6 protein-coding genes are annotated in these 11,141 nt (G+C 61.9%); 5 read left to right on the plus strand and 1 reads right to left on the minus strand.

Annotation, left to right across the window (positions count from 1 at the left end; translation table 11 throughout):
- Window positions 1-25 precede the first annotated feature (25 nt).
- Window positions 26-4,765 carry a polyketide synthase Pks13 gene (gene pks13 / locus HMPREF2990_RS01115; RefSeq protein ID WP_070762273.1) on the plus strand — a complete coding sequence of 1,580 codons (4,740 nt, stop codon included), beginning with the start codon at window positions 26-28 and terminating at the stop codon, window positions 4,763-4,765.
- Entirely contained in the window at window positions 4,749-6,290 is a 1,542-nt protein-coding gene (locus HMPREF2990_RS01120; RefSeq protein ID WP_083316912.1) for an acyl-CoA carboxylase subunit beta, read from the plus strand. The genes pks13 and HMPREF2990_RS01120 overlap by 17 nt, the downstream gene beginning before the upstream one ends.
- A 184-nt stretch (window positions 6,291-6,474) precedes the next feature.
- Here HMPREF2990_RS01120 and HMPREF2990_RS01125 read toward each other — a convergent pair whose 3' ends face one another.
- Window positions 6,475-6,828 (minus strand): DUF3054 domain-containing protein, encoded by a 354-nt coding sequence (locus HMPREF2990_RS01125; protein ID WP_246817383.1) that lies wholly within the window; start codon window positions 6,826-6,828, stop codon window positions 6,475-6,477.
- Between the two features lie 189 nt (window positions 6,829-7,017).
- On the opposite strand from HMPREF2990_RS01125, the gene HMPREF2990_RS01130 reads away from it, so the two are divergent.
- The 3 genes from HMPREF2990_RS01130 to HMPREF2990_RS01140 all read left to right on the plus strand — a co-directional run bounded on the left by HMPREF2990_RS01130 (window position 7,018) and on the right by HMPREF2990_RS01140 (window position 11,105).
- Window positions 7,018-7,461 (plus strand): hypothetical protein, encoded by a 444-nt coding sequence (locus HMPREF2990_RS01130; RefSeq protein WP_070762275.1) that lies wholly within the window; start codon window positions 7,018-7,020, stop codon window positions 7,459-7,461.
- Between the two features lie 548 nt (window positions 7,462-8,009).
- Window positions 8,010-8,255, plus strand: a complete 246-nt coding sequence (locus tag HMPREF2990_RS01135) for a hypothetical protein (RefSeq protein ID WP_070762276.1) — start codon at window positions 8,010-8,012, stop codon at window positions 8,253-8,255.
- Window positions 8,256-8,264: 9 nt separating this feature from the next.
- Window positions 8,265-11,105: a DNA methyltransferase gene (locus tag HMPREF2990_RS01140; protein WP_083316913.1), complete on the plus strand. Its 2,841-nt coding sequence runs from the start codon at window positions 8,265-8,267 to the stop codon at window positions 11,103-11,105.
- Window positions 11,106-11,141: the final 36 nt, after the last annotated feature.

The following is an 11,141-nucleotide window of genomic DNA, read 5'->3' on the forward strand; positions in this document are numbered from 1 at the left end:
GGCGATAGTCTTGGATGTTATGAAAATGTCTGAGACTGAATTGATCCGCTGGCTGAGCCAGTGGGTGGCCGAGACCACCGACGTTGCCAGCGCCGAAGAGGTCGATCCGGCCCGCTCGCTTGAGTCCTACGGGTTGTCGTCTCGAGACGCCGTGGTGCTTTCCGGCGAGCTCGAGCGCACGCTCGGCCGCCGCGTCGATCCCACGATTGCCTACCAACACCCGACGATCCTGGCGCTGGCCAAGGCGCTCACGCAGGCCCCGGTTTCCGGGGGCGCGAAGGTGGGGACGACGGGGCGTCGAGAAGCATTGGCTCCGGCCGAGCGCGACATCGCGATCGTGGGCTCCGCCGGCCGCTTCCCGGGTGCGAAGGATCAGGCGGCCTTCTGGCAGCTGCTTCTCGACGGGCACGTGTCCACCGGGCCGCTCCCCGAGGGCAGGTGGAGCGAGTACTCGGGTGATCCGTACCTGCGCACGAAGATGGCGGAGGAGGCCACCGACGGCGGCTACCTCGACGACATCTCCACCTTTGATAACGAGTTCTTTGGTCTCTCCCCGCTGGAAGCCACCAACATGGACCCGCAGCAGCGCATCATGCTCGAGGTGGCGTGGGAGGCGCTGGAGGACGCGCACATCCCGGCGGACTCGCTGCGCGGCACGCCGGTTGGTGTGTTCGTGGGTTCCTCGGCCAATGACTACGGCATGCTCATGGGCGCGGACCCGGCGCAGGCGCACCCGTATGCGCTGACCGGTGCGGCGAGCTCGATCATTCCGAATCGCATTTCTTATGCCTTTGACTTCCGCGGGCCGTCAATGAACGTGGATACCGCCTGCTCGTCCTCGCTGGTGTCGGTGCACCACGCGGTGCGCGCGCTGCGCGACGGCGAGGCGGACCTGGCCCTGGCCGGTGGCGTGAACATCCTGGCCAACCCCTTTGCTTCGCTGATGTTCTCCGAGCTGGGCGTGATTAGCCCGACCGGGCGCATTCATGCGTTTTCCGACGATGCAGACGGCATCGTCCGCTCCGAGGCCGCAGGCTTCGTCGTGCTCAAGCGCGTCGCCGACGCGATGGCTGATGGTGACGAGATCCTGGCCGTGATTAAGGGCTCGGCAACCAACTCCGACGGGCACTCCAACGGCCTGACCGCCCCGAACCCGGACGCGCAGGTGGACGTGCTGCGCCGCGCGTACGCGGACGCGGGTATCGACCCGCACGACGTGGACCTGGTCGAGGCGCACGGTACCGGCACCATTCTGGGTGACCCGATTGAGGCGACCGCGCTCGGCGAGGTGCTCGGCCGCGGCCGCGACGCCTCCGAGCCGCTGCTGCTGGGCTCGGCGAAGTCGAGCATCGGTCACTCCGAGTCCGCCGCCGGCGTGGTGGCGATGATCAAGGTGATCGAGGCACTCAAGCACGACATCGTGCCCGCCAGCGCGAACTTCACGGCCCCGAACCACTTCGTGGACTTTGACGCTGAGCGCATTGAGGTCGTCGCCGATCCGCGCGAGTGGCCGCGCTACTCGGGCCGCCGCGTCGCCGGGTTGTCCGGCTTCGGTTTCGGCGGTACGAACGCGCACGTGGTCGTCGCCGACTTTGACGCGGCTGACTACGAGGCGGCACCTGCTGCCGACGACGCTTTCGTGGTTGGCGCCTCCGAGCAGGTCGCCCTGCCGGTCTCGGGGCTTCTGCCTTCGCGCCGCAAGGAGGCGGCAGCACAGCTCGCCGACTATCTGGAAGCCAACCCGGGCAAGGAGCTCGCACCGCTGGCACGTTCCTTGGCCAAGCGCAACCACGGCCGCTCTGCTGCTGTCGTGCAGGCAACCACCGTCGAGGAGGCGATCAAGCGCCTGCGCCTGGTTGCCGACGGCAAGGTGGGCCCTGGCGTGTCCGTCGCGGACGCGCCCGGCGCGACCGGCCCGGTGTTTGTGTACTCCGGTTTCGGCTCGCAGCACCGCAAGATGGCAAAGCGCCTGTTGGACGTGTCCCCGCTGTTCGCCGCCCGCATGCGCGAGTTGGATGAGCACGTCCGCTACGAGGCCGGCTGGTCCATGCTGGACATCATCACCGACGACGGCCAGACCTACGACACGGAGACCGGCCAGGTCACCATCACTGCGATCCAGATCGCGCAGACTGACCTGCTCGCCTCGGTAGGGATCACCCCGGCGGCGACGATGGGCATGTCCATGGGCGAGATCGCCGCAGGCTATGCCGCGGGCGGTTTGACCGCCAAGGACGCGATGCTGATCGCCTGCCAGCGCGCCCGCCTGATGGGCGAGGGCGAGGCCATGATCGCCGGTACCGACGAGGAAGGTGCCATGGCGGTCGTCGAGCTCTCGCGCGAACAGCTCGCCGAGTTCATCGAGGCTCACCCGGAGGCAGCGGGCGTGGAACCCGCCGTCTACGCAAGCCCCGGCATGACCACGGTCGGCGGCCCGGGCAAGGCGGTCGACTACATCGTGGAGGCGTTGACCGCGGAGGAGAAGTTCGCCCGCAAGCTCAACGTGCGCGGCGCGGGTCACACCTCCGCGCTGGACCCGATCCTGGGCGACCTGGCCGCCAGCATCGCAGGCATCGAGGCCCGCCCGCTGCGCGTGCCGCTGTTTAGCTCGGTGGATCGCGGCGAGGTCTACCCCGCCGGTGCGGTTGTGCACGACGAGGAGTACTTCCTGCGCATGACCCGCCAGCCGGTCTACTTCCAGGACGCCACCGAGGCCGCGTTCGCCGCGGGCCACACCACGCTGGTGGAGGTCGCCCCGAACCCGGTCGCGGTCATGGGCATGATGAACACCGCCTTCTCCGTGGGCAAGCCGGACGCGCAGCTGCTGTTTACCGCCAAGCGCAAGGTGGACGAAGTCGGCTCGCTCATCGACTTGGCCGCCAAGCTCTACGTCGGCGGCATGCCGGTCGACTTCGCCCCCTTGTACGGGCCGGGCCCGCGTATCGACGCCCCGCGCACCGTCTTCCACGCCAACTCCTACTGGACCGCGGCTCGCCCCTCCTCGGCCGCGACCTCGCTGCTGGGCTCGCGGGTGAACCTGCCGGGCGGGCAGGTGGCTTTTGCCACCCAGGCGGACCAGGTCTTTAGCCCCTACCAGCTCATCGAGGCCGCGGCCGCGGAGGTGCTGCCGAACTCGCGCGTTGTGGCCAGCGAGGAGCACGGCTACCTGCCTGCCGACGGCGAAGTGACCACCGTGGTTAAGCGCAGCCTCGGCGGCGCGAGCGTCGAGGTCTACCACGAGGACACCCTGCTCGCCGAGGGCTTCGTCACCACGCTCGACCTGGGCGGCGACGGGCACCTCGCGGGCGTTGCCGCGCCTGAGCCTGCAGCTGCCCCCGCGGTAGTCGCAGCGCCCAGCACCGAGGGCGTGGACGAAGTGCGCTGGGACCCGGCCTCCGGCGAGACGGTCGCGCAGCGCCTGCGCGGCATCGTCTCCGAGTCCATGGGCTACGACCCGGACGACCTGCCCGACGAGCTGCCCTTGATTGACCTGGGTCTGGACTCGCTGATGGGCATGCGCATTAAGAATCGGGTGGAAAACGACTTCCAGATCCCGCCGCTGCAGGTGCAGACGCTTCGCGACGCCTCCGTGGCCGACGTCATTCGCATCGTCGAAGACGCCGTCGCGGGCCGCGATAGCGCTGCGCCTGAGCCTGCGGAACCCGCAGCCGCCGAGCCCGCCGAGCCCGGCCAGGGCGTCGGCGTCGCCCCGCGCGACGCTTCCGAGCGCCTCGTGTTTGGCGCGTGGGCGAAGTACGCGGGGAAGGCTGCGGCTGGTGTGACATCAACGTTGGCGTCGATAAGCGAGGCCCAGGCGGAAGAGATTGCAGCGCACCTCACCGAGCGCTCCGGCATCGAGGTTTCGGCTGCGCAGGTGCTCGAGGCGGAGACGCTCGAGCCGCTGGCGAACCTCGTGCGCGAGGGCCTCGAGACAGAGGTGGAGGGCAACATCCGTGTCTTCCGTGACGGCTCCGACGAGGTCAACCCCGTCTTCGTGTTCCACCCGGCGGGTGGGTCTTCGAGCGTGTACGCGCCGCTGGCCCGCCGCCTGAAGGAGAACGTTCCGGTCTACGGCGTGGAGCGTCGCGAAGGCTCGCTCAAGGAGCGCGCCGCGGCGTACGTGGAGGACATCGAAAAGCTGGCAAAGGGCCGCAAGGTCGTGCTCGCCGGCTGGTCCTTCGGCGGCGCGCTGGCCTACGAGGTGGCGCACCAGCTGGGCAATGACAAGATCGACTTCATCGCGCTGCTGGATACGACGCAGCCGAGCGAGCCGATTCCGGACACGCCGGAAGAGACGAAGGCGCGTTGGGGCCGCTACGCTGCGTTTGCCAAGGAGACGTACGGGCTGGACTTCGAGGTGCCGTACGAGCTGCTCGAAACCGCTGGTGAGGACGCGCTGCTGGAGATGCTCACGCAGTTCCTCGCCACTACCGACGCCTCCGAACACGGCCTGGCCGCCGGTGTGCTCGAGCACCAGCGCGCCTCCTTTGTGGACAACCAGATCCTCAACCACCTGGACTTCACCCAGTGGGCCGAGGTCAACGTGCCAGTGCTGCTGTTCCGCGCGGAGCGGATGCACGACGGCGCGATCGCGCTGGAGCCGAACTACGCGCACATTGACGAGGACGGCGGCTGGGGCGCTATCGTGAAGGATCTGACGATCGTGCACTTGCCCGGCGACCACCTCGCCGTAGTGGACGAGCCCGCGGTGGGGATCGTGGGCAAGCACATGAATGATTGGATTGAGGATGACAACCGCCGATAAGCTTGCAGACCTGCGCGCCCGGCTGGAGAAAGCCCAGGACCCCGGCTCGGAGCGCTCCCGGAAACGCCGCGACGACGCGGGACGCACCACGCCGCGCGAGCGCATCAACGCGCTGCTCGACGAGGGCTCCTTCGTAGAGATCGGGGCGCTCGCGCGCACGCCCGGTGACGATAAGGCCGTCTACTCGGATGGTGTGGTCACCGGCTACGGGCGTATCGACGACCGCCCGGTGGCGATCTACGCCCACGACAAGACCGTCTACGGCGGTTCCGTCGGCGTGACCTTTGGCCGCAAGGTGGTCGAGGTGATGGAGTTTGCCATCAAAATCGGCTGCCCGGTCATCGGTATCCAAGACTCGGGCGGTGCCCGCATCCAGGACGCGGTGACCTCGCTGGCCATGTACTCCGAGATCGCGCGCCGCCAGCTGCCGCTGTCCGGCCGCAGCCCACAGATTTCGATCATGCTGGGCAAGTCCGCTGGTGGTGCGGTCTACGCCCCGGTGACCACCGACTTCGTGGTCGCCGTCGACGGCGAGTCCGAGATGTACGTGACCGGCCCGAACGTGATTCGGGAGGTCACCGGCGAGGACATCACGTCTGCCGAGCTGGGCGGGGCGCGTGTGCAGGAGCAGTCGGGCAACATCCAGGCGGTGGTGGCTTCCGAGGAGGAGGCCTTCGACTACGTTCGCGACCTGCTTTCTCACCTGCCGACCTCAGCCTTCGACCCGGCCCCGCTCGTCGAGGCACCGGAGGACGAGGAGCTCGACGACAGCGCGCTGGACACCTTCATGCCGGACGACACGAACGCCGGCTACGACATGATGGACTTGCTGGTCCAGCTTGGCGACGACGAGGACCTCATCGAGATCCAAGCCAACTACGCCGAAAACCTCATCTGTGCCTTCGGGCGCATCGACGGCCGCCCCGTCGGCTTTGTGGCCAACAACCCGATGTACCAGGCCGGCTGCATCGATGCGGACGCCGCCGATAAGGGCGCGCGCTTCATCCGCACCTGCGATGCCTACAACATCCCCATCGTCTACGTCGTGGACACGCCCGGCTACCTGCCCGGTGTGGCGCAGGAGCGCGAGGGTCTGATCCACCGCGGCGCGAAGTTCGCCTTCGCGGGTGTGGAGGCCACCGTGCCGAAGGTCGCGCTGATTGTGCGCAAGGCCTACGGCGGCGCCTACGCCGTGATGGGTTCGAAGAACCTATGCGGCGACATCAACCTGGCGTGGCCCACCGCCCAGATCGCAGTGATGGGTTCGTCTGCCGCCGTGGTGATGATCCAGGGCAAGCAGCTCGCCGCCATCGAGGACCCCGTCCAGCGCGAGGCGATGAAGAAGATGTTCATGGACTTCTACGACGAGAACATGACCTCGCCGTATGTCGCCGCGGAGCGCGGGTACATTGACCAGATGATCGAGCCGAACGAGACACGCATCGCGCTGCGGCGCGCCCTACGCCAGCTTTCCACCAAGCAAGCGCAGGACCTGCCGAAGAAGCACACGATCAGCCCGCTGTAACACTTTCGTGACATAGCCGATAGGCTATGCGTACGTTGATCACGCAAGAAAGGTAGCGCGAAACATGTTGTCTTCCACCCTCGACCTCGTCGGTGACCTGCTCAGCATGCTGGTCTGGTTCGTCAACGGAATCCAGACCGGCGACCCGCTGTACAACTTCGGTATTCGCTTCTAGTTACGGTTGCTAGCTGCGCTTGCTCGCCAGCTTGGCAATGCCGCGCCAGCCAAGCATGAGCAGCGCCGACATCGTGGTCGCCACGATAATGAAGGACCAGTGGGGGATTGACTGGTTCCGAATACCCCAGATCACCAGGCCCGTGATGACGGTGACCGGCCAAATGATGCCGCCCTTGTTATCACGGGCAATCAGCCACCCCAGCGTCACGCCAAGCGCGAACGGCCACAGCGTGGACAGCCAGCCCGTGAAGTTGAAGGGCATCTCCTCGGTCTGGTGCGCAGCGCGCGCGAGCAGCGCAAACACCGCGATAGCGACGTAATCAGCGGCGATTGCGTAGGGCTTAGAAATCGTTTTCCTCATGCCGTCATGCTAGCAAGCAGCCGGTTGTACAGCGTTTTGCCAGACTAATTCTTTCCAGACTAATTCCGCAGGGGCGGGAAACCGGGGCCCTTTGCCCGAGCCATTAAAGGCATTTAAAACTCCCGCAGCAACAGGCGCTCATGGTATTGCTGAAGCACTGATGTTTGTCTTTTTGTAGGGAGAGTTTTTGTGGAAGGAGACTCAGTAGACGTCGCTGCCCTGGAGCGGAGAATAGAGTATCTGTCTGTTCAAATTGAACGGCTGATTGAACTTCACAACCCGTTCCCCTCGCCGATGACAATATTTCGAAAAACAGCGATGCTCATGGCCTTGACTTTCGAACAAGAGACGTTAGCGCTCAAGCTATTGGGAACAGTGCATGCTCTTAATAATGGTGAAAAGGTCGATATAAACCAAGGGTTATTGCCATTCCCCAGAGAAACCGTAGTGCTGTTTAATGAATACTCTGACAAAGGGACGATGGGGACTAGTGAAGTAGTAGAGATGCTAAAAACATTTGTTCCAGGTGGCGAAAAAGCGGCCCAAAACCTGATTGAGGCGTGGGAGTCAGCGCAATCTGCAATCCACAACAACGACGAGATAAAACCAGGGAAAAGCGTAAGTGAGAGCTAAGGCACGCCACGCAATCAGTCAGATTGTGTCATGTCTAGGGACTTTTTGGACAAGGATGGGGCAACCCCAACGGTGAACGATTTAAAACCGTATATTCTAACTGGAAACTAAGATTGAAGAGAGGGGCACTCGTGAATAGGAAAGAGTTTTGCGGATCTTTGGTCATAGTGTTACTAGGTTTTCTAGGTCTCTTCCTATCTGGATTCTTCCAGGAACCCAAACCGACGAGCGTAACGGTGATGGCGATCTTTGGCACATTCATTATCTCAATGATCTTCTGCTTACCAGCCCTCTATTTCACCAAAAAATATCAAGAAAAGGGAAGAACCGACCCGAAATGAAACGGCTATCGTCCTCGCATTGAAGAAGCGGATCGAAACCCAAGACGCTTCAGAGCGGCACCTGTTCAACGCCTTAATTAGCATTTATCACCTGCATGTTTACCCCCTGAGTTGGTAGCGGTGGAGTCTACCGGCTCAATCCCACAAGGGGATACACCTATCCACCAATTAGCAAGCCTCATCCCCCTGTGGTCCTCGTGCCACTTCATGGCCACCGACCGCGAGATCCTCGTCATGCGCCACGGCGCAGAAATCCACTTCATCGCACTCGACGGAGCCCGCTGGGTCTTCAAAGACCGACAAACCCCAAGAGGAAGAAGAATTCAGAGAAGTCTTGTGGGGAACAGGCAGGTGCCGACCTCGGAAATAGTCTTGATTCAAGAGAGGGTCGTGAAGATCGATCGTTTTATGGTGTCGTTTGAATTCTGTGCGTTTGCGTTGCGACCTGCTTAAGGTAGAGGAGTGACTTCTCCTGCTGCACTCCGTCTTGATCGCACGACTATGCGCCGGAACCTCGACCGCTTCAACCGGCGCTGGCGCGACCGCCTTGACGGCTGGGACAGCGCCGACCAGGGCGCGCTAGAGCGCAAGTACGCGCAGAGCTTCTGGTCGGAACTGTTTGAGTGCTTCGGTGTCACTGCCTCGCGCATGGACTTGTTTGAGCAGGACGCGCGCCGCGCCTCGACTGGCAAGGCTGGCTACATCGACCTGTTTTGGCCCGGTGTCGTCATCGGAGAAGCCAAGAAACCAGGTGTGAGCCTCCAAGTCGCTATTGACCAGGCTCGCGATTACCTGCTTGGCGGCACGATCACACCCGCGGAGCAGCCCCGCTACATCATCGCCAGCGACTTCGAGCGACTGCGCCTTGTCCGGCTTGGCGCGCCGGAGCAGCGCTTCGACGTGGAGTTCCCGCTTGCGGAGATCACCGATCACGTCGATGAACTGAAGTTCCTCGCAGGCTACGAGGACACGCTGACCTACCAAGAGCAGCAAGACGCGTCCATCCAAGCATCTCGGCTCATGGCTGACCTGTTTACCGCAATGGTCGGCGACGACGTCGACGAGCAGATCGGCGACGACGCACCGACCAACCCGGAAGACGAGGACGCAGCCGTTCAGGTCACTTCCATGTACTTGACCCGCTTGTTGTTCCTCTTGTTCGCCGAGGACTCCGGGGTGATCGAGCAAGACCTGTTCTACCGATTCATCTTGGAGCACACGACAAGCGAGAACTTAGGTAGCCAGCTTGGCGCGCTGTTCGAGGTGTTAAACACCCCAGAGCGGCAGCGGCGGCGTGTGCCTGAGGCAATGGCACGTTTTCCGTACGTCAACGGTGCGATCTTCGCAGAGACCATGCCGACGCAGTTTTTCACCTCGGACATGCGCGACGCACTGCTCAACGCCTGCCGATTCCGCTGGACAAACATCAGCCCCGCACTGTTCGGAGCGATGTTTCAACTGGTCAAGTCCAAGGAAGCACGCCGAGGTGATGGTGAGCACTACACCAGCGAGACCAACATTCTCAAAACCATTGGCCCGCTGTTTCTCGATGAGCTGCGCGCCGAAGCAGACCGGCTGATCGCTGCGAAGTCCACCCCAGTGGCGAAACTGCGCGCGTTCCGCGATTCACTGGCTGACATGGTGTTTTGCGACCCCGCGTGCGGCAGCGGCAACTTTTTGATCGTCGCTTACCGTGAGCTGCGCAAGATTGAGACTGACGTGATCGTCGCGATCCGCGAGCGCGAGGGCACCACGGACATGTCCCTCGATATTTCCTGGGAGCAGAAGCTTTCCATCGGGCAGTTCTACGGCATTGAGTTGAACTGGTGGCCTGCCCGCATTGCTGAGACTGCGATGTTTCTGGTTGACCACCAGGCCAACCGAGAGCTGGCCGACCGCGTTGGCCTGGCACCGGAGCGCCTGCCGATCGCGATTACCGCCCACATTATCCACGCAAACGCGCTTGCGGTGGACTGGGCCGAGATTCTGCCCGCGACCTCCGGCATGACCTACATCTTCGGAAACCCGCCATTTATCGGGCAGAAAGAGAAAACCGATGGGCAAAAAGAAGATATGAAAAGGGTTTGGGGAGATGATTACGACGGCTATCTTGATTACGTCACTGGTTGGCACGCTCAATCTATGACGCTGCTCGCAGAGCGCCGCGGCGAGTTTGCGTTTGTTACCACGAACTCGATCACCCAGGGACAGCCTGTTCCGGCCCTTTTCGGGCCGCTTATTCGAGAAGGCTGGCGGATCAAGTTTGCGCATCGCACGTTCCAATGGGACTCCGAAGCACCTGGTAAAGCGGCAGTACACTGCGTCATCGTCGGTTTTACTAAGGATCGAGGCATTAGACAGCGTCTTTGGGAGTACACAAAGGCGAAAGGGGACCCTGTTGGAGTTCCAATTACACAGGGGATTAACGCCTACTTAGCTGATGGGCCGCATCTTCTGATCACTAAGCGGAGCGACAAGAAAAAACTGTCTCCACAAATACCGGTCGTAGATTCTGGATCTACTGCCTATGACTGGGGCCTATACACTTTCACCCCAGACAACGTAGAAGAGGTTTTAAACGACCCAGTTGCTTGCAAATATCTGCGTAAATATGTGGGTGGCGAAGAACTCATTAACGACGTTGAACGCTGGTGTTTGTGGTTGAAAGATGTTGAGCAGGGGGATATTCAGAGGTCGCCTCTTTTGCGTGAACGGATAGAAAAAGTAAAAGCACTTCGTTCTCAGTCCAAGAGGAGTGGAACCCAGAAGGCGGCGCTTACCCCTCAGCTCTTTGGCGAAGATAGGCAGCCCGATTCTCCCTACCTAGGGATACCGCAGACTTTCGCAGAAGGTCGACTCTATTTCACTGCCAAGCGTCTTACTCCCGACATTATTGCTAATAAGAAGCTTTTCACCGCAGAAGACCCCGATGGTCTGCTTTTTGCACTCATCAGTTCGTCAATGTTTATGACTTGGCAAAAAACGGTAGGAGGCAGGCTTAAATCTGATCCGTCTTTTTCCAACACTATTGTGTGGAACAATTTCCCAGTTCCAGAACTTGATGAAAGAACTCGGAGCCGAATCATATCGGCAGGCAAAAAGGTTATTGATGCACGCGAACTATATCCAGAAAGATCGTTGGCTGAGCAATATGATGTTCTGTCAATGGAGCCTGACCTTGTAAAAGCGCATAACGCTCTGGATCGAGAAGTCGACAGGGCTTTTGGCGCACCACGCAAACTCACCACCGAGCGCAAGCGCCAGGAACTCCTATTCGCCAATTACGCGAAGTTAACCGGGTGAGCACAGTGAGGTTACCCTCGTTTAGTGGACACCCTA

Source organism: Corynebacterium sp. HMSC071B10, assembly GCF_001814825.1.
Lineage (GTDB): Bacteria > Actinomycetota > Actinomycetes > Mycobacteriales > Mycobacteriaceae > Corynebacterium.

What these genes read in the sequence shown, in the direction of transcription:
- HMPREF2990_RS01125 (WP_246817383.1), bottom strand. Translation starts at nt 6,828, where the DNA reads ATGAGGAAAACGATTTCTAAGCCCTACGCAATCGCCGCTGATTACGTC.
- pks13 (WP_070762273.1), top strand. Translation starts at nt 26, where the DNA reads ATGTCTGAGACTGAATTGATCCGCTGGCTGAGCCAGTGGGTGGCCGAG.
- HMPREF2990_RS01135 (WP_070762276.1), top strand. Translation starts at nt 8,010, where the DNA reads ATGGCCACCGACCGCGAGATCCTCGTCATGCGCCACGGCGCAGAAATC.
- HMPREF2990_RS01120 (WP_083316912.1), top strand. Translation starts at nt 4,749, where the DNA reads ATGACAACCGCCGATAAGCTTGCAGACCTGCGCGCCCGGCTGGAGAAA.